Here is a 21,098-nt window from a genome sequence, read left to right on the forward strand (position 1 = left end):
GAACCGTCCCCTTGGTTTTAATGAGCGAATGAATCCATAATTGCCTTTACTTTTACTGCACTTAATTTAAAACCTGGCATTTTGCATATAGGATCCAGGTCTTTTGAAACTAATAGATTCACATTTTGCGAGTCGGACCAATGAAAAGGAACAAATACTGTATCCTGACGAATGGTTTCCGACCATATACTCCTTACAACAATACTACCTCTTTTGGATTCTATTCGTACTAAGGAACTATCTTCGATACCGTATTTTTTAGCGGTTATCGGATGAATTTCTACAAAGGATTCTACATTTCTAGCTGCCAATGCAGGACTTTTTCTCGTTTGTACGCCTGTTAGATAGTGCGCCATCACTCTTCCTGTTGTTAAATAGAGGGGATACTCCTCACTCAGCTGTTCCTTAGCTGGGTCTGGACGGTTTGGAACTGCCACCATCTCTGCTCTGCCATCAGGGTGGGAAAACGAAGTTTCAAACAATCGAGTTGTCCCTTTATGCTCAAGGTTAGGGCATGGCCAAAGGATACCTTCTTCCTTCCGCAGACGATGATAGGTGATGCCATAATAATCCGCTTTTCCTCCACGGCTCGCCACCCGTAATTCATTAAAGATTTCTTCTGCAGATGAAAAGTTAAAGTATTCTCCTTTTCCAAGCACGCGAGCTACCTCGCATATAATTTGCCAATCATGTTTCACTTCTCCCGGACAAGGATAGCTTGCTTCCCTTAAAGTCACCCTTCCTTCCAGATTCGTCATCGTTCCTTCATCCTCTAAATATGAGGAAGCTGGTAAAATGACATCTGCTAATTTCGCAGTCTCTGACACAAACAGATCTACCGCTACTAAAAACTTCAACTTTTGTAATGCCTTTTTAACAAATTGTGCGTTCGGATTGGAAACCACTGGATTTGAGCACATTAAAAACATGCCCGTAATCTCTCCGTTATCGATATTTTCCATTATTTCAAACGCGGAAACACCTTTTCTAGGTATTTCGTCCTTTTCCACGCCCCAAACGCTTGCAATGTAAGCGCGGTGCTCCTCATTTTCAATCGATCGATATCCTGGCAGTTGGTCTGCTTTTTGTCCGTGTTCCCTTGCACCCTGACCATTTCCCTGTCCTGTAATTGCTCCAAAACCACAATTCTGCTTGCCAATTTTTCCAGTAGAAATAAGAATATTCAGGAAATTACGAACAGCCATAGATCCGTCCGTGTGCTGTTCCACCCCTCTTGCAGTGAAAATCATTCCCGTTTCTTCTTTTCCAAATTTACGAGCTGCTTTTTGAATTTGCTCTTTTGGAACACCTGTTATTTCCTCGATTTCTAGCAAATCAGTAGATGATATATGTTGTTGGACATCCTCAAAACCTTTGACTCGTTCATGAATAAAGGCATGATCGATATAGTTTTCCTCTATAATCACCTTTAATAATCCGTTCGCTAAGGCTGCATCTGTTCCAGGTTTGATTTTTAAATGCAAGTCTGCCATTTTCGTGGTCGCTGTTTCGCGTGGATCAATCGCAATAATATAAGCACCTTTTTCCTTTGCTTTCTCAAAATAGGGCATGATTGTAGGCTGACATTCTGCGATATTCGTCCCCGCAAGAATGATACATCGAGTAAACGGAATCTCCTGCAGGCTATTGGTAAATCCTCTATCCATTCCAAACGTTTGAGAGGCTGCAGAAGCCGCTGCTGACATGCATAATCTGCCATTATAATCAATGTATCTCGTTTTCAAGGCAACCCGAGCAAATTTCCCAAGTAAATAAGCTTCTTCATTTGTGATGGACGCACTCCCATAAACAGCTAAGGCATTCAATCCATCTTCCTCTTGAATTCTAGTAAAGTTATTCTTAATATGTCCCAATGCCTCTTCCCAGCTAACGCGGACAAATTCTCCATTTCTTTTAAGCAATGGATATTTCAACCGTTCGTGATGAAAGCTATGTTGATGGGCATTCATCCCCTTCAAACACAATCGGCCCTCGGAAGTAGGGTTGTTTTTTCCAATCGTTACATATTTTTTTCTGGTGACAATGGATTGTTCTAGCAGCTGCATCTTACATTGCATACTGCAAAATGGACATTGTGTATCATATCTTTTTTCTGACTTCACTTCCTGCTGCTTTGAGCGGAAATACTTCAATAACAATTCCGTCAAACGTCACTCCCCCTTTTTTGCGTATTTTTATTATGAATTTGTTAAAAGAGGCTTTTCTCTTCTAAATTCTTGCGTAAAGACATCTCCTCTGCCAATTGCTCGAGCAGCTGCTGGCGAAGTTCATCATCAAATAAAACTTCCCTTACATGAACCAATCCGACTCTTTCTACCCATTCCCATGTTCGCTCCAAGTAATTAGCTGTCTCACGATAATATTGAACAAAACCTATGATTAACTCCATTGCTTCCTCAGAGGTGGCAGCAACACATAATAACTCTCCCGAACGAACGTGACGCCCGCTGCTTCCGCCGATATAAATTTCCCAGCCCCGGTCAACCCCAATTAATCCAACATCCTTTGTGGTCGAATCTGCACCGTTATGCAAACAAGAGGATATACCCATTTTGACCCGGTAAGGGGTAGTGAGCAATTCTAATTGCTTTTCGAGGCTTACCGCAAGTTCAATCGATGGTTTTTTATCACAATAACAAATATTTTCCCCTATACACATTTTAATGTTTTGGACACTATTAGCTTGTGGCGAACTTAAGGGCATGTTCAAATCTGCCCATACTTCGGACAAATCCTCTTTCTTGACACCAAGTAAATGAATTCTTTGGTCACTCGTGATTGCCATATCGTTTATATGATATTTTTCTGCTACTTGTGCAATTTTTCTTAATTGCTCTGGATTTGTGATCCCACCATACATTTGTGGGATAAGGGTATAAGTCCCTTCTGAGTGTATGACTGCATTCATTTTTTCGTTTATAAAAAAAACTTCTTGTTTACTTTCATATTCTGGATTAATCATTCCTAAATAATAGTTAATCGCTGGACGACAAATAGAACAGCCTTCATAATTTTTCCACTTTAAGACCTTCATGACTTCCTGTACAGATGTTAATCCTTGCCTCTGCATCTCCTGAACAACTTCATCATCATTTAAAGTTGTACAAGAACATAGAACTGCCTTTTCTTCTATGACTTCTTCAAAATCATTATTCTGAATAAAGGATAACAGATCCGTCACGAGTGGTTTACATCCTCCACAGGAGCTTGAAGCTTTCGTACATTTTTTTATCTCCTCTACAGTCGTTAAACCTTCTTTTTGAATCGCCTCCAGAATAGTCCCTTTCGTCACACTATTACAATTACAAATGATCTTACTGGCTGGAATAGATGAAATAGAAAATTCAAGGTCCTTCGCCTGTGGAAATAGTGAAACCTTTTCTAAATCGGACACATCCTGATGTTTAAGAATCATATCGAGCAGTTTCGTTCGTTCTTTTGTATCACCAAACAACACTGCCCCGATAATCCTATGATCCTGAAAAACTACTTTTTTATAAACTCCTTGAACTTCATCATAAATCTTTATTGATTGGTTTGAAGACTCATTATCATGAATGACTCCTACTGAAAACAGGTCTATACCGGAAATTTTCAGCTGCGTAGAGAGAACACTTCCTTCATACCCTTGACCTTCTATACCACAAATTCGTTTTGCTAACGTTTTACCTTGTTCATAAAGAGGCTGTACCAAGCCATATACCATTGCTCGATGCTCAACACATTCTCCCACAGCGTAAATGTTCGGTATACTCGTCTCCATATAATCATTGACTAGAATTGCACGGTTTGTTTCAATTCCAGTCTTTTTTGCGAGATGAACATTCGGTCTGACACCTGCAGCCATCACAACCAAATTTGCCTCAACTTCTGTTCCATCTTTAAAAGTGACACCTTTCGCACGAATATCTCCAACGATTTCCATCGTCTCTTTTTGGAATAGGAATTTCATTCCTTGACTTTCCAGTTCTTCTTGAAGCATTCTTGCAGCAGTTTCATCTACCTGCCTTTCCATTAAATAACTGCCAATATGAACGACAGACACGTTCATCCCAAGATTAAGCAGACCCTTTGCTGCTTCTAATCCCAATACCCCTCCACCAATCACCACTGCTTTTTTATTTTTTTTAGAAATCTCTATCATTTTCTGACAATCTTCTATGGTTCTGAAGGTAACCACTCCCAGTTTATCGGCACCTGGAATCGGAAGTGAAAATGGAACAGAGCCAGTAGCGATAATCAGATAATCATAAGAAACGATTCTGTGTTGATCCGTCTTGATAACCTGTATATGTTTATCAATTTCGATTACCGTTTCTCCCGTATACAAATTTATATGATGACGCCCATACCATTCACGATCATGCACCGTGATATCTCCAAAAGAAGTGCCGCCCTGTAAAATGGAGGATAAAAGAATACGGTTATAATTTACGTGGGGTTCACTTCCAAAAATAGTAATTTCAAAACCTAAAGGATCGAGTTTTAAAATTTCCTCTATACAACGGACACCTGCCATTCCGTTACCAACTAATACCAGCCTTTTTTTATCCATTTTAACCCTCCAGCTGTTATTTCATCTGACATAAACTTAATGCCATCAATTATCACATAAAGTCAAAATAAAAAAATGAAACACGTTATATTTCCTTACATACTAGTTTTCTCTAAGCTAAAAGAAGAAGGAATCCCTATAAAGATTTAATTTTATTGAATAAGCGATAAACCTTGATATTATACAGATTTTTCATGGGAGAAAAAAATACATGTGTTAGGTTTCTTCACAGCAATTGAGACAAAACGCCAGTATCAGACTATTCTTAAAACTATAAAAATTAGGAGGTATAAAAAAATGAAAAATAATATTGGATTGATTTCATTCGTCATTCTACTAGCTAAAGTCTTATTTTCAAAAGGAACGAAAAATATTGGGTGGTAACTCCTGATAATAAAACAAAGATTAATAGAGAGGAGTAGATAGGATGAAACTAGCAGATTTAAAAAAGGCGGGTCATGCACCATCATTGGTCGCCTCCTTTCTTTACTTTGATATCAGTTTCATGATTTGGGTTATGTTGGGGGCATTAGGGGTTTATATCACAAATGATTTCAATCTCTCTCCTTCAGAGAGAGGTTTAATAGTTGCTGTTCCCATCTTAAGCGGTTCTTTTTTTCGATTGATTCTTGGTTTCTTAACAGATCGAATTGGTCCTAAAAAAACAGCCATCAGTGGGATGACTGTGACAATCATTCCACTCATATGGGGATGGTTATACGGTCAAACCGTTACAGAGCTTTTCATGATTGGAATACTTCTCGGAGTAGCAGGTGCAAGCTTTGCGGCGGCCATTCCTATGGCGAGCCGGTGGTACCCGCCGCATTTACAGGGATTGGCCATGGGTATTGCAGGTGCGGGGAACAGCGGTACGCTATTGGCTACTTTATTTGGACCACGGTTGGCCGAAAGTATCGGCTGGCATAATGTAATCGGGCTTGCTCTTATTCCCCTTCTCATCGTTATGGTTTTATACGTTGTAATGGCCAAAGATGCCCCGTCCCAGCCGAAAGTAAAACCGATGAAAGAATACTTTCAGGTTTTTAAACAAAAAGATACCTTATATTTTTGCCTGCTTTATAGCGTTACCTTCGGCGGTTTTGTCGGACTATCAAGCTTTTTAAGTATCTTTTTTGTAGATCAATATGCGTTAACAAAGGTACGTGCTGGTGATTTCGTTACTTTGTGTGTCGCAGCGGGAAGTTTTTTCCGACCAGTCGGCGGATACATCGCAGATAAAATCGGCGGGGTTCGATTGTTAACTTTCTTATTTATTGGAGTTGGAATCACTATGTTCAGCATAAGCCAGCTTCCTGCCCTGCCATTTGCTATTGCAGGATTGTTTATTGGGATGCTTTGTCTTGGAATGGGGAATGGTGCGGTATTCCAATTGGTTCCTCAGCGATTCCAAGAGGAAATTGGTGTAATAACAGGTATTGTCGGAGCTGCCGGTGGCGTGGGAGGATTCTTTGTTCCTAACATACTTGGATCACTTAAACAAATGACAGGAACGTATGCTACTGGATTTTACATTTTGGCCGGGGTTGGATTATGTGCTCTTTTCGTCTTAGTCATCGCTAAATTATCATGGAGGAAAACCATGGAGTCAAATCGTGCGTCCATTTAATCGGAGTACCTTTATTTAAAAAGGACCACATTTTTTCTTTATAACATTTTTGGGGCACCTCGAAATATGAGACTAGGTGCCTCTACATATATAGGGCATTCTATAAACAACTCTCTCCCCTAAAAAGAATAATATTGAAACGAGTATCACATCCTAAAAAAAATTAGGGTGGTGGTTATCTTGTTAGCAAATTTTTTTGAATAGTAAATGCAATCGTTTTGTGGGCTATTGTTATTTATTTTCTTCCCAAACAATCCTTTAAAAGATATTTACCTGTTACATTATTTTGTTCTTGTCTTTTGTTAATAGAATCACTTCTTAATCTAATTTTCAAATGGTGGGAGGTAAAAGGTGGGAACAAATACATGATATTTGACACATTAGCCTTTATATTTGGACCTTTTTTTACAATTAATTTATGGGTATTTCATTTTACATATGGAAAATTCTCCTTATATGCTTTAAGCAATTTAATTATAGATCTTTTATTTGCTTATCCCTTCAGTGCATTTTTTCAAAAAATAGGTCACTATCAATTAAAAAAATTTAACTCCACAATACTTTTTATTATTAGTTTTTCACTATCTCTTTTGAACTATGGGTTCCAAAAATTAATCAAAAAACCAAGTACTCCAGAATTATCAAACCCTAAATCCTGAAACATTTCCTGAGCGTTTTTCCGTTTAAGAATATATTCTATTTTAAAGTAGATACTTTCGAGGTGTTCATAATATGAATATTGATCGTGCAAAAGAAATACTGTTTGCCAATAAAGAAATAGCCGTACACTACCATGGAATTCCAGTGTGGATTGAGAGTGTTGATGAGACATCTGACAAGGCTGTTGTCTCTGAAAGAGGAATCCACAGCGAAAGACAAATCATATCTATTAAGGATTTGGAAGAAACGGGAGAGTATTATACATAATATGTAATGGTAACTCCTAAAACTATAGGCATGAATTGGATATGGAAACCAATTCATGCCTTCTTGGTCCTTACCGGAGTATTACCACCACTAACGAAATTAATAAGACAACTCTTTAACTTTGTGCCCATTATTTTGTTTGATCATTCCGTCTTCTACATATATGATTCTTTTAGCCATTGTAGCAATACTTTCATCATGTGTAATCATTACGATTGTTTTTCCTTCAGTGTTTAGCTTTTGAATAAAGGATAGAACTTCCCTCCCTGTTTTTTGGTCAAGGGCACCGGTTGGCTCATCTGCCAAGATCAAAGGACATTCGCCGACCAATGCACGCGCGATGGCAACTCGCTGCTGCTGACCTCCAGAGAGCTGGTTGGGACGGTGATGAATTCGATCGCCAAGTCCCACTCTTGTTAGAGTTTCTGTTGCTTTCTGTTTCGCCATTTTATAGCTTTCACCTCGAAGCAGAAGAGGCAGGGCTACATTATAAAGTGCTGTATATTTTGAAATTAGGTTGAATTTTTGAAAGACAAAGCCGATTTTTTCATTTCTGATTCTCGCGTAGTTTTTTTCTGAATGCTCTTTAATATTTACCCCATCAAGAAAATAATCCCCGTTGTCAATCGTATCAATAAGACCAATCAAGTTCATCAATGTTGTTTTCCCTGATCCAGAGGGACCCAGAATGGCAACAAATTCTCCTTGGTCAACTGTTAATGATACTTCTTTTAAGACATCGACTTTATTCTCTGCCTTACCATATGACTTATTGATACTTGTCATCCTAATTACCGGTTTTGCCACCTTGTCCACCTTGACCTCCACCACCTGTTCTTGGTTTTCTGATTGTTATTTTCTCGATTGTTTTTCCATCTTCCTGATAATAAATGGACAACGTACTGCCAGATGTTAATTCATTCAGACTTATTTCACTTTCAACCATGCCCTCTTCACCCCTGGTCATTGACACAATAGGCATACCAACAGGAATCACAATGGTCTTCTCTTCCCCAGTATAATTTTTTTCTCTCATTCCGCCTCCACCTGGGTTTCCAGTAATGGCTCCAGCTGCCGCACCACTATTGGTGTCTCCGGCAGGTGCGCTTCCTTCGGCTTTATCACCAGTTTTATCGCCGCCTGTACCTTTTTCTCTGTTCATCGCAGACATATCTGGTATTTCTAGAAGCTTCAACGTTACTTCATTTCCAATAATCTCTGATACTTCACCATATACATCAATTTCTACTAAATCTATTGATTTGGTGTTTGCTCCTTTACTAGTACCCTCTTCTGCTGCCGTGGTTTGTTCTTCCGAAGCAGCAGCACTTGAACAACCAACAATCGTTAAAATCATCAAGCTAGATGCCAATATATTTATTATTAAACGTAATTTATTCAACATTTCCACTCCTATCAATCATGATTTAATGCTTCAATCGGTTTTAACTTTGATGCTTTTGCAGCAGGATAGTATCCAAAGAATATCCCGGTAATCACAGAAAATCCCAATCCTAGAATAATCCCTTCAAAGGAAGCTAAATAATTTATTTCCGTAAATGACAGTACCCATGGTGCGGATACACTGAGTAATACCCCTAGCAAACCGCCGCACAGACTGATAAATATAGCCTCAAACAGGAACTCGAGCAGTATGACCTTCCTCGCTGCACCAATACTTTTGAGAATGCCAATCTCACGTGTTCGTTCCTTAACTGCCACCATTAGCACGTTCATAATTCCTATTCCACTTACAATCATGACTATGGCTGCGACTGCTATCAACAAGGCAGACATTGTACTTGACGTCTCCTGGGCTGATGCTAGAGTACTTCCTGCATCAACGACAGAATATGATTCAGAGTCACCTGTGATTTCTCCGATATATTGCTTAATTTCTTCAATTGCAGGCTGGACACTGTTAATATCGTTTGCCTGGGCAATAATGGTGATCATTCCAGAACCGCCGCCTCCCCCTCTTGTCCCGCTAGTACCGGTAGTGTACTTTAATGCAACATCATAAGGGATAAACGCCATATCATCTGCTGTCGTTGAACTCGCCATAGCGCCCCCGCCGGAACTAATCCCGCCAGAACCGCCTATTCGATTCAAAACACCTGTAACGGTATAAGATGTTCCTTTTAACAAGATTTTTGAACCAACAGCAGCATTGACATCACCATCGAACAAAAGATCCGCTAAATTGTAGCCAAGGACGACAACTTTATTTCTTAATAGACCATCTTCATCTGTAAAAATATCCCCACTAATTGGAGTTAAATTGGTAATAGCTGCATAAGCCTCATTAATTCCTTGAATACTTGCGGTTGAAGTTGTTAACCCATTTGCAACTTCTGAAGAAGTTCCCATACTGATCCCAACACTCTTAACATTGGTAAGGAGTTCAGACATTTGAAGCGCGTCTTGCTTAGTGAGGGATTTCGATGAGGATGAGGGGGACATGCCCCTTCCTCCGGCTCCACGTGCCTTTGTAATCGTAATGCTCTCAACTGAAAGTCTCTTAAACTGGTCTTCTACTGCTTTTTCACTGGCTTTTCCGATACCGACAACCATAATGATGGTGAAGGTACCTATAATGATTCCGAGCGATGTCAGGATTACTCTAAACTTATTAGTAGATACGCTGAGCATAACGGAACGTAACTGCTCAACTAATTTCATTTTTGTACACCACCTATGATAACGGTCTCACCTTCTTTAAGACCTTCAACCACTTCGGTTTGGATTCCATTTGTTAAGCCGCCAGTAATAGCCCTTTTTTCTGGCTCTTCAGCAGATGTTTTAACATTCACATATTGCTTACCATCTTCAACAAAAATCGCTTTGTTTGGTACTAGCAGAACATCCGTCTTTTCCTTCTTTAAAAAAGTAATAAAAGATGTCATTCCATCTTTAATCTTTTCATTTGGTTCTGCGAGTTTTCCGGTAACTTCATAGGTAACAACACCAGAGCTGTCAATAGATGGAGTATCACTGACAGAAACGACTTCACCCGCAACATTTTCAAGAGATACGGAGTCAATGGCCACTCTCATTTGTTGAGCAATTTCAATCCCTGAAATATCTGTCTCGGTGGCAGTGGCTTTCACATAAATGACACTCGGATCTACGATTGTCATAAATGCACTTCCGGATGAAGCTGAATTATTATTGGTTCCGGACTGGCTTCCTGTCACAACCTCTCCTACTTTATAGTTAAGGTTCATAATTTCACCATCGATAGGAGCTTTTAGATAAATCTTATTCAAATTATTTTTGGCTTCCTGAAGTTTGTTTTTAGCTTCTTCTACACTTAATTTAGCGTTCTGAATAGTAGAATTATTGTTTACTAAATTTTGATATTTCTTTTGCTCAAGTTCATATGCCGCTTTAAGAGAAGCATCATCAGGCTTTTCATCCCATTTCGCTTTTGCTTCATCAACCTTTATTTTAGATTCCATTTGATTTATTTCTCGCTGATTTACGGCATCTGTATAGTTAGCCTCAGCCTTACTCAATGTATTTTGTGCTTGGGTAACGGCAAGTTGTAAATCAGTATCATCAAGTTCAGCAAGAATGTCGCCAGCTTTAACTGGTTGTCCTATAGCAACATTAATCTTCTTTACAGTACCGGACACTTCAAAATTCAAATTTGTAATCGATCTGCTAATTCTACCATCTGCTGCAAGACCCACTTCCAAATTTCCTTTCACTACTTTTTGCTCGGTCGTTTTAACAGGGACTGCTTCTGCTTCTTTGGTACATCCTGCCAATAATGACATTCCTAAAGAGCAGGACAGAATAATTGCTATTGCCTTTTTCTTCAAAATAATTCAACCCTTTCCTTGTTAACTATGGACTAGTTTTACAAGATTTATTTTAGAAAGGGTTTGTGATGTCTATGTGAAGGTTCGATTAATAAAGTATTAAAGAAATATAGAATAAAATAGCATAAAAAAACAGCACCTTAATTTAGGAGCTGTTTGATCCTGATTTCTTATTTAGAGTGAACCAAAATTCAACAGTTTCTTCATGATTGGTGGTTCCGTATTTTCCACCATGTGCCTCTATAATTGCTTTTACAATGGTTAATCCAAGTCCCGATCCACCATATTCCCGGGTACGGGCTTTGTCAATTTTGTAAAAATTGTCCCAAATTTTATCTATCTCATCAGGGGGAATGGGCCTTCCGGTATTGAAAACACGAACTACTACTTTTTCCTCATGCTCTTCTGCTCTTAGAAAAATACTTTTTCTATCATCAACATGATTAATAGCATTGGTTAGATAATTGGTTAAAACCTGTTCAATTCTTTCTGGGTCTGCATAGACCACCCCATCACCTTTATAAGAAACTTCTACATCCATCCCTTTTTCTTTAAAAATCAATTTGAATTTCTCAAGAGTATTTTCAATGAGTTCGTTTGCAGCGATGTATTCTTTCATCATTTGTTTGTATCCACCTTCAACCTGAGAAAGGTCCAAAAGGCTTAGCACTAGTTTGTTCATTTTCTCCGCTTCATCAATAATCACTTCACAATAAAAATCTTTATCCTCACTGTTCACATTGACCTTTAACCCCTCCGAATATCCTGCAATTAGTGAAATAGGTGTTTTAAGCTCATGCGATACGTTGGCTATTAATTCTTTTCTAGACTGATCAATTCTTTCTTTCATTTCAATATCTTTTTTCAATTGTAAATTGGCGTTAGCAAGCTCATTAAGCGTTTTATCTAGATTAACGGATAGAAAATTGATATTTTTGCAAAGATCACCTATTTCATCATTGGAGTTCACTTCAATTCTTTGTGAAAAGTCCAGCTTTGCCATATCAGCGGTTAGTTTGCCGATCTTTACTATCGGTTTTGAAATCTTATTAGATACATAAATAATAGTTATAGTCCCGATTACGGTAACCACTAAAGATAAATAAAGGATAAAATTACTTGCTGCATTAATGCTGTCTTTCATTGCATCAATGGATGAACTAATTTCTACATAGCCTTCCACATCGTCTGGAAGGTTAATAATGGAATATAAACTTAAGAATTCTGTTCCTGTCCGTGGATCTGTACGAGTTACAATTTTTTGTTCTTTAGATACACTGCCAATGTCATCATTTAGATGTTCTTCATGTTTATCCAATAATTTACCAGTGTCTACCGGGTTTTTATCCTTACGTTTTAAAAGTGCAGTCATAAAAACGACGTTGTATTCTTTATCGGTAATAAGGATATTAATATTTTTATTATCCTGCAGTGCTGCAAGGCTGTTTTCATAATCACTGTCTGTAGTTACTATTTGTTGTACCTGTCCAAGACTTTCCTTTAATGACTTCTTTTTTGAAGAGATATAAAAATCCTCAAGAAAGAGGATGCCAAAAAACTGGGTTAAGATGACAAATAGAAGGATAATAGATGTTAGAATAAAAAATAACTTAACTCTTATCGACATCCTCATCCTTGCACCTCATTCTATATCCAATTCCGCGAACAGTCTCAATATAATGACTGAATAAACCAAGTTTTGCTCGCAGCTGTTTAACATGAGTATCAACTGTTCGAAGGTCACCAAAGTAATCGTGATTCCAGACTGCATTTAATATGTTGTCCCTTGATAACGCGATTCCTTCATTTTGAATGAAATATACCAACAAATCGAATTCCTTGGGAGTCATTTCAATTGGTCGATCATCAATATATGCTACATGTTCAATTAAATCTATTGAAAGATTACCTGATACAAGTTGTTCGCCACCGATTCTCCCTGTTCTTTTCAAAAGATTTTCAACTCTAGCAACTAGAACACTAGGGGAAAAAGGTTTGGTTACATAATCGTTTGCACCTAGTTTAAATCCTGTTAATTGGTCACATTCTTCCGCTTTTGCTGTAAGCATAATAATAGGAACAGAAGATATACTTTTTATCTCTTTTAAAACTTCCCAACCATCCATTTTTGGCATCATAACGTCTAGGATAATGAGATCAATTTTATTACGATATTCATTAAAAATGTCAAATGCCTGCTTCCCATCTGTTACAGTTAACACTCCAAATCCGGAATTTACCAGAAAGTCGGAAACAAGTTTCCCCAGCCTTATTTCATCATCAGCAATTAGTATTAATGATTTTTTCATAGTAAATCCCTTTCTAGATTTTGGTATGTTTTATCATTACCAAAGATTTGTGATGAAAATGTGATAAACGTTATTTTTTGTATCTAATTTTTTTAAAATGAATTTATTGATAACTAATTGCCTGTTTTCCCATTTGAATCCATGATTCTTCAAAACTATCTCTTGGAACACCAGTATATGGTTGGTTTGCTAATGGATCGTTTAGATACACATTATTTTCATCGTAACCTACTACTAATACACTGTGCTCTCTATAGGTAATTTGTATTTCCCCAGATGATGTCACCCAGGTGGTAAATTCACTTTCCGGCAATTGAGAAAATCTTGAATTTGTAATGACCCAAACAGGAGAACCATTGTCTATCATATGATAAACAGACTCAATACTTCTGCCTGTTATATCTATTATTCTACCTGGTAAATACGTTTCGGCTAAAGCTGCAATCGGGGCATGGTAAACGCCATATCCTGGATTATCAAAGGAATATATATCTCCAACAAATCCATCATTTGGATTTCCTCTCACCCCATTTGAATCCCGGAAAGGAACGGTGGTTATTTCGTTCGCAAGCGTCATTTTGTCTATAGAAACACCCGCATACTGAAGGAGCATTGCTAGACTAGAAACTTCGCAGCCCCGTGGTAATTCAGGCATTTGCTGGATATGCGGCACATTAACTAATTTTCCATCCTGCATCTGATATACAACTTGAGTCTCGTCAGTATTCAGGATTGTATCTTCAGAAGAGAATGCAACCGAATTGGAATCAAGAGTATTCGTAAGCTGTTCTTGGTTTGCATCTTCTATATGATTACTCATTATTGTAGTAGTGCTAGATTCTGATTTTTGCGCTTTCGCATAATTAACGCCTATGAGTATTCCTATAACAAGTATTAGGATAAGTATTTTAATTTCAAAAGTTTTCTCCTCTCTAAATCTTTCTCTTTTACAGTGAAGTGTATAATTGACTGAATAGCCCTATTATGAAGGGACAACCTTAAACTTTTCTTAAAAAATGAAAATACAAAAAAGAGCCAGTCCTCTTTACTAGAAGATTATGTTTGTTTATTATGTAACAGATTAGTTTTATACTAATTAAGAATTGTTTAAGGTTAATATTGAACAATAGAAGAGTGATAGAAATAGAGGAAGAGGACGAAGCTCGTCTTAGAAGGAGCCTAGAAATCTTGTAATCGAGAGGAAGTGGCACCATGAATAGAAGAATGATTAAATTGTTACTATTTCTAGTAGCTATAGGGATTAGTACTATTTTAATATTTAGAGAAAACGAAACCAAACCATCTAAAGCAACAGGCATTAAACAAGATCAGAATGTGCCTTTACCAACTGAACTCCATCCTATAGTAAAGGAACGAAGCGATCAATTAGTCCAACAGGCAGCAAAAAAAGGAATTGTAGTTTTGATTACTGACGGTTTTCGCAGTGTGGACGAGCAGAACACCATTTATGAACAGGGACGTACGACTGAGGGCAATATTGTCTCGAATGCAAAAGGTGGAGAATCCTATCATAATTATGGGCTTGCCATTGATTTTGCACTTGAAACTCCTTCAGGAAATGTCATTTGGGATCGGCAATATGATGGCAATCAAAATAGTAAGGCCGATTGGTCCGAGGTAGTAAAAATGGCAAAGTCATTAGGATTCGAGTGGGGCGGAGATTGGAAAGATTTTAAAGATTATCCACATCTCCAAATGGATTTCGGACTGACCATTGCCGATTTGCAGAATGGGCAAAGACCCGATGAATCATCTAACGTGGCAGATACCAAGTGATATCTAAGAACTAAAACAAACACCATCTAATAAAGATGGTGCCTGCTGCTATTCAGTCCGTCATTTACTTATGTTTACACATATAAAAATCTATATGGATTGAAGAATATCTCACACCGGACGCCTTTATCAAAAGGGACCCCCTTATTGGTTAAATCTTTTTTTCAATTCTTCTAATGTTAGCTTCCCTGTTTTTTCAACTGGCTTATTGGAAGTTGGGAAGTATGGATTGATCGACATGAAGTTCTTTTCGACAAAGTTAAAGTCAATAATGTCAACGACTCCATCTTTGTTAAGATCTTCTTTCAATTTATCCCCTGAAATTCCAGCATTATACGCAACAAGCTTTGCATCATAAATATCGATTACTTGATCTCCGTTGACATCTCCAGCAGCAGCTGTATCTGTATATATACTATAGAAATTACCTTGGACTTTTCCATCAATCGTCCTACTCAAAGTTAATTTTTTACTGTATAGGAAATGGCCTGGAATATCTACTATTAACGTATAGTCATCCTTTGTTGCTGGAATTTCTGTAAACGTCATATAACCATTTTCTGAAATATTTGCAGAGTATTTTTTACCATTTTTATCAACTAGATAAGCTTTTGTCCCAATCTTTGAATAATCTAGATCATAGTTGTCTAAATTAACTGCTTCACCATGATAGTAACCTTCTACCCATGAGTGCTGTGAAATGAATTTAAACTTTTCAGCAAATGTTGGTAAAGAAGACTTACTACCAGAGCTTGTTTGGTAGGAAGATTCTTGATAATAGAAAGCACTTTCTACCATGTAATTATGGTCATCGACTACTTTTAAAGTGATATCCAATAAATCAATATCATCATTAATGGAAACCGGTAATTTTGTCTTTTTGTCTGAAATATCTACAGCAAATGCTGAAAGATTAGACCAGGTGTTTTCTGTAATTTGTGGCTTTGCGACATTAATAGTCCAATTATTTTTCTTTGCAAGATCCACTAGCTGTTTTGATGGCTTAACGTCTACCACTTTATAGAAATTAGGGACATCGATTGTTACAGAAGCACTTGTTAAATCTTTAGAGTTTTGAACGGTAAATGTATTTACAAACTCCGATCCAAGACTTACACTTTTTGTATTTGGTTTTATTGTCGAATATTTATCCCCTTTATTAATAAAAGTAAAGTCTGGGAAAGTTGGATTTCCTGCAGTAGCGTAATCATAAGTATAGATGGCTACATTTGTTGGATAGTTCGCATATTCTTCTGGTAAGACACCAAATTTAAATTCACCATTTGCATTTGGGAAAAATTCAGCTGTTGGCCAATATGAATCTTGATAAGCGTACACGGTATTTGCCTCTTGAGTGATGTCATGACCTCTACTTTTTAAATAATCAATCGTATCATCATACAATTTTCCATGGACCCAATAAGCTGTATAATCTTGTCCATCATAACTTTCAGTTGTTAAATCTGAACTTGTAAGTTCTTTGATTCCTGTTTTCTTATCAAATTCCAGTGTTGGAGCTGTATTATCGATCACCATATCATTATCGATTTTATATGTTTTTCCATCAGCCCCTGTACCAATGTAAGAAACAATGTATTTACCTTCTTTAAGTGGTTCATATTCAAGTGCTAAAGGTTTATTCGGATCACCTGTAAAATGTTTTACTTCACCTGAAAATCCGAAGAATATGAAGTAATCCGTATCAACTGCCGCATTTTCTAAATTAAACGTGCCATAAAACCCAATTGGTTTTCCATCTAGATCGCTAACCACGACATCAATCGTTTTCATATGACTATTTAACTTGAAATCGACTGGTGTAAAAGGCTCGATGTATGGATGAAAGTTACTAAGGTCATTTGTTATTGCATGTTTATAAAATTTTAGTTTTTCGAATCCAGGTTTAGCATAACGAACATGGAAAGGAATTTGATATTCTGCCGTTTTTGACTCATTTTCGATATAAATATATCCCTGATATACACCAAATTCTGCATTAGCTGGAATGGATATTTCTGCATTCATATTTTTACTCTCATTGCCATTCATTTCAATCGTCGATGGTAATTGAAGCGTCACACCACTCTTTGCAGCATCCTTTGAGACACCATCGATTGTTAAAAATTCAACTCTAGTATGATATGTTTCTAGTTCACTGCTTAAATTCTTAATAGAAATCGAGGTTGTTCTATTTTGAGTCTCACTTGATTGTGCAATACTACCAAAAGGTAGAGATCCTGAGATGTCATCGATTTCTATTTTTAAACCTTCTTCATCCAAGGTAGTCGTCTTATTTTGTACTTCAAACAACGTTGTATTGTGGACTGCCTCATAAGCATCTACTCGTCCTGCTCCAACTTCATTCACATTGTACGTACGACCTTTTAAAGGATCAGCCGTATTCATTAGCGCTGCCTTTACATCTGCAACTGTATAATCTGGATGTGATTGTAATAATAGGGCTGCAACTCCAGCAACATGTGGTGTTGCCATGGATGTTCCACTTAAACTTGCATAACCACTAGAATAATCGACACCATCTTCTGGACTATTAATATATTCTGGAACAGTAGAGAATGTAGACACTCCAGGTGCTACTACATCTGGCTTAATATCAAAGTTATTTCTTACTGGACCACGTGAGCTAAAATCAGCTAACACATCCCCTGAAGTCATATTTGACTGTAAGTCTGTTAATTTAAGTTTAGCTGAAGGGTCTGCTTTTAATTTTTCTGAAAGCTTTACTCCGTCGGCCTGTAACATTTTAAATGTTGGGACATAACCATGATTTTCACCTAAGAAAAATGGAATTTCGCCATCTTCATTATTGTAAAGTAAAACTGCTGTTGCACCTTTTTCATGAGCACGTCGGATTTTTTCATCAAACGAGATCGTGCCACGAGAAATTAATGCCACTTTCCCATTAACGTCTTTGTCAGCATAATCCTCTTCGGTACCAATTCCTACTTCAACAACATTGTACTCTTTATCAATTAACTGTAGATAATCCTTACCAAGGCCATGCCCCATTAATGTATTTTGCACTGAAATATCTGCAAAACTCGCCTTAACAGTTGGAATATCCGTCGGCACATCACTTGCACCAACAGTGATTGCTAGTGGAGAAGCACCTGGGGATCCTAGCGTTCCTGGATTTGGCCCTGCATTTCCTCCTGCTATAATGGGTATGACCCCTTTTAATGCTGCATTGTTGATTGCTACAGATGTAGCGTCTAAGGAATGATTATTACCATTACCTAATGATAGATTAATAACATCCATTCCATCTTCTACCGCTCTTTCTATACCCGCGATTACGGATGAATCATATCCTGATCCATATTCTCCTAATACTCGATATGCATACAAGTCAACATTTGGTGCTACACCTGTCATTGCATATTCAACATCATTTTTAGGGTTAGATGCGATTGTTCCAGCTACATGAGTTCCGTGTTCTGTATAGTAGGCAGTACCATTTATCGTTTCAGGTTGACCAGACGCAAGCCATTGCTCTCTAGTTGTTTCCATTGGATCAGAGTCATTTTCGACAAAATCATATCCGCCTTTATAAACATCTTTTAAATCAGGGTGATTATAGTCAATCCCTGTATCAAGTACCCCAACTTTGATTCCTTGTCCTTTTATGCCCTCATTATGTAAACGATCCACTCCTATATGAGGAAGCGCTGGTGGAATTACTTTTCCAGTGGTTGGTACTTGAGTAATAGTCGATTCATTTTTCGGTAAACTAACGACATTGTCTTTCCATATCCTTTTGACTACACCAGTCTCAAGCAAGGTATTAATTTCACTTGTAGGAATCGTCATAGCCATACCATTAAATACATTCTGGTAAGTTTGTTTAATTTGATATTGAAGTGATTTTTTTTCTTTTAATTTTGGGTTCAATTCCTTCTTTTTATTGAAAAGCTCTTCTAAGCGTTGCTTGAAATGTTCCTGTTCTCCTTTAATCTTTTCTACTTTATTTTTTGATGTACCTTTTGATCTTGATTGCTGGGCATTTTCGACCGGATCTGTTTTGAACTCAACAATGACATTTGCAGTTTTATCTTTATTAGACAATAAACTTGGATCAATAATGAAGCCTTCTTGAGGAGTTAATCGTTTTACAGACTGCCTTTGTTCCTCAGTTAGTCCTTTTAAGATCGTTTCAGTAGAATTCGAAATCGCATAAGATTTTTGCTGAGGCATTAAATATGATGTAAGAAGGCCAGACGCTATTACACCTGATACCATAACATTTAGAAATTGTTTCTTTCGATTTTTCATTAAGTAACGCTCCTTCTACTATTTTGATTTCTGCTGCAAATTTTATTTCTATTACTTTTTAAAAATAATAATCTAACAAATTTTTCTTTATTAAATGGTTACATATTCCTATGAGCATCGCATTCCTCCCGAAAGATAGATAGTGTAAAATAAGAGTATGAATAATTAGACAACTCTATTAATTCATATTGTACTTGAGCTTTTATTCGCGGTAAACTGGGGGAATTTTTCTCCAAGTTTTCCTAATTCCACTGCAGAATGTGTCGAAAACCTTGTAGAACATTGTCAAACTTAGAAGAACGTGAAAGATTTTTGTAAAATCTTATAAAGTTAGATATCAAACAAATGACAATTGTTAAACTATATCGAAAAAATCATTTTTCTACTTGGGGGAATCGTGGTTTTCCTAATACAATTACATCCAAATTTTATTCTAAAAGGAATATTATTCAAAAAGGAGAAATTCAATATGAATGAGGGGAAAATCATTAGGTTTTATCGGGAAAAATCCCAAATGACGCAGGAGCAATTAGGAAAAGGAATATGTTCTGGAACACATATAAGTAAAATTGAGCGTTTACATACGGAATATGCACCTGAAATTATCACTCTTTTATCCCAGAGACTAGGGATAAATATCGAAACTGAATTAATTAAGCTGAATAATATTAAAAATCGTTTAAATCATTGGCATGATGTTATTGTCATGCAATTATTTGAAGAGATGGACCTTATTAATCATGAACTTGAGCAAGAAGAGTTAATTCAAATCTCTGATTATATCGATCTTTACAAATTACTTCGGGTTAGGTATTTACTAATGCACAACTTAACCGAGGAGGCATTAGAAATCATCGATGAAATCCAAAAGAAAGAACATAAATTATCAACCTACGAAGCAAACCTATTCAAACACGTTTTAGGAGTCTACTATATAGCAAAACATGAAAATCTCAAAGCCTTGAAAGCATTAAAGTCAATAAATGATACAGATTACAATAATAAGGAATATACCTATTATTTAGCAGTCGCCTATCATTCAATTGAATCACCTGTTATGGCTTATTATTACGCAGATAAATCGCGGCAATTTTTTAAGGAAATAAATAACTACCTTAGAGTGATTGATGCAGAGATGCTTATGGCAATTCAAGTTAAAGATGATGGAGATTTTAAAGAGACCATTCAGAGGTTTGAAAGCTTAATCAAAAGCTGTGAACTTTGTCATTCACCTGGTCGAAAGGCAAAGGTATTACACAACTTAGCTTTTGAATACTATAGAAGAAAAGATTATGAACCAGCCAATATTTACTATAAAGAGTCTATGATTCTTAAAGATAATGAATCAAGCCCCTACTTACTTTCTTTAGAAGGCTATATAAGGAGTGCATATTATGGGAGTCTACTTCCAAAAGAGGAATTATTACAACTGGCAAATGAAGGACTCGAAAGAGCCATAAAGAAAAATGAACAATTATATATAATCTTATTTACCTTACTTAGTTATTTAATTCAAGATAAAGAACAGGAATACCATCAATACTTGTTCGATTATTCATTACCTTTGTTTAAAAAATTTGGCTTTGTTTATTTAATTAAACGTTCCGAAAAAGAATTATTTAATTATTATCTTAACCAGAGACAAACTGGTAAAGCCTTAAAAATAGCCGATGTATTGATTAATCATTAGGGATGACCAAGGGTGACCAAGGGGACGGTTCTCCTGGCCTTTTTTGGCCAGG

General features: G+C 37.0%; 14 protein-coding genes. 4 read left to right on the plus strand and 10 right to left on the minus strand.

Features of this window, described 5'->3' with window-relative positions; translation table 11 throughout:
* Positions 1 to 17: 17 nt before the first annotated feature.
* Positions 18 to 2,168: an assimilatory nitrate reductase catalytic subunit NasC gene (gene nasC, locus CHI06_RS20830; RefSeq protein WP_095250508.1), complete on the minus strand. Its 2,151-nt coding sequence runs from the start codon at positions 2,166 to 2,168 to the stop codon at positions 18 to 20.
* Between the two features lie 41 nt (positions 2,169 to 2,209).
* Positions 2,210 to 4,576, minus strand: coding sequence for a nitrite reductase large subunit NirB (nirB, locus tag CHI06_RS20835; RefSeq protein ID WP_095250509.1), 2,367 nt, complete (start codon positions 4,574 to 4,576; stop codon positions 2,210 to 2,212).
* A gap of 427 nt (positions 4,577 to 5,003) precedes the next feature.
* Between nirB and CHI06_RS20840 the strand changes: the two genes are divergently transcribed.
* Positions 5,004 to 6,203, plus strand: coding sequence for a nitrate/nitrite transporter (locus CHI06_RS20840; protein WP_095250510.1), 1,200 nt, complete (start codon positions 5,004 to 5,006; stop codon positions 6,201 to 6,203).
* Positions 6,204 to 6,935: 732 nt separating this feature from the next.
* Positions 6,936 to 7,130, plus strand: a complete 195-nt coding sequence (locus CHI06_RS20850) for an H-type small acid-soluble spore protein (RefSeq protein ID WP_095250512.1) — start codon at positions 6,936 to 6,938, stop codon at positions 7,128 to 7,130.
* Between the two features lie 99 nt (positions 7,131 to 7,229).
* On the opposite strand, the gene CHI06_RS20855 is transcribed toward CHI06_RS20850, so the two are convergent.
* The 7 genes from CHI06_RS20855 to CHI06_RS20885 all read right to left on the minus strand — a co-directional run bounded on the left by CHI06_RS20855 (position 7,230) and on the right by CHI06_RS20885 (position 14,086).
* Positions 7,230 to 7,937 (minus strand): ABC transporter ATP-binding protein, encoded by a 708-nt coding sequence (locus CHI06_RS20855; RefSeq protein WP_257009401.1) that lies wholly within the window; start codon positions 7,935 to 7,937, stop codon positions 7,230 to 7,232.
* Positions 7,918 to 8,535 (minus strand): hypothetical protein, encoded by a 618-nt coding sequence (locus tag CHI06_RS20860; RefSeq protein ID WP_179292724.1) that lies wholly within the window; start codon positions 8,533 to 8,535, stop codon positions 7,918 to 7,920. Before CHI06_RS20860 ends, CHI06_RS20855 begins: the two co-directional genes overlap by 20 nt.
* 11 nt (positions 8,536 to 8,546) lie before the next feature.
* Complete coding sequence (locus CHI06_RS20865; protein WP_095250514.1) at positions 8,547 to 9,812, minus strand: ABC transporter permease; 1,266 nt, start codon at positions 9,810 to 9,812, stop codon at positions 8,547 to 8,549.
* On the minus strand, positions 9,809 to 10,957 hold the full coding sequence (locus tag CHI06_RS20870; RefSeq protein ID WP_095250515.1) for an efflux RND transporter periplasmic adaptor subunit: 1,149 nt from the start codon (positions 10,955 to 10,957) through the stop codon (positions 9,809 to 9,811). Before CHI06_RS20870 ends, CHI06_RS20865 begins: the two co-directional genes overlap by 4 nt.
* Positions 10,958 to 11,102: 145 nt before the next feature.
* On the minus strand, positions 11,103 to 12,584 hold the full coding sequence (locus CHI06_RS20875; protein ID WP_179292725.1) for a HAMP domain-containing sensor histidine kinase: 1,482 nt from the start codon (positions 12,582 to 12,584) through the stop codon (positions 11,103 to 11,105).
* On the minus strand, positions 12,568 to 13,266 hold the full coding sequence (locus tag CHI06_RS20880; RefSeq protein WP_095250517.1) for a response regulator transcription factor: 699 nt from the start codon (positions 13,264 to 13,266) through the stop codon (positions 12,568 to 12,570). Before CHI06_RS20880 ends, CHI06_RS20875 begins: the two co-directional genes overlap by 17 nt.
* 103 nt (positions 13,267 to 13,369) lie before the next feature.
* Complete coding sequence (locus CHI06_RS20885) at positions 13,370 to 14,086, minus strand: C39 family peptidase (protein ID WP_095250518.1); 717 nt, start codon at positions 14,084 to 14,086, stop codon at positions 13,370 to 13,372.
* A gap of 392 nt (positions 14,087 to 14,478) precedes the next feature.
* On the opposite strand from CHI06_RS20885, the gene CHI06_RS20890 reads away from it, so the two are divergent.
* A complete protein-coding gene (locus CHI06_RS20890) occupies positions 14,479 to 15,063 on the plus strand; it encodes a M15 family metallopeptidase (protein ID WP_095250519.1) in 585 nt (194 codons plus the stop codon).
* A gap of 144 nt (positions 15,064 to 15,207) precedes the next feature.
* Here CHI06_RS20890 and CHI06_RS30970 read toward each other — a convergent pair whose 3' ends face one another.
* Positions 15,208 to 19,356 carry a S8 family serine peptidase gene (locus tag CHI06_RS30970; RefSeq protein ID WP_095250520.1) on the minus strand — a complete coding sequence of 1,383 codons (4,149 nt, stop codon included), beginning with the start codon at positions 19,354 to 19,356 and terminating at the stop codon, positions 15,208 to 15,210.
* 469 nt (positions 19,357 to 19,825) lie between these two features.
* Between CHI06_RS30970 and CHI06_RS20900 the strand changes: the two genes are divergently transcribed.
* Entirely contained in the window at positions 19,826 to 21,046 is a 1,221-nt protein-coding gene (locus CHI06_RS20900; protein ID WP_095250521.1) for a helix-turn-helix domain-containing protein, read from the plus strand.
* The last annotated feature ends 52 nt before the right edge of the window (positions 21,047 to 21,098 follow it).

It is taken from the genome of Bacillus sp. 7884-1 (genome assembly GCF_002272245.1).
Lineage (GTDB): Bacteria > Bacillota > Bacilli > Bacillales > Cytobacillaceae > Neobacillus.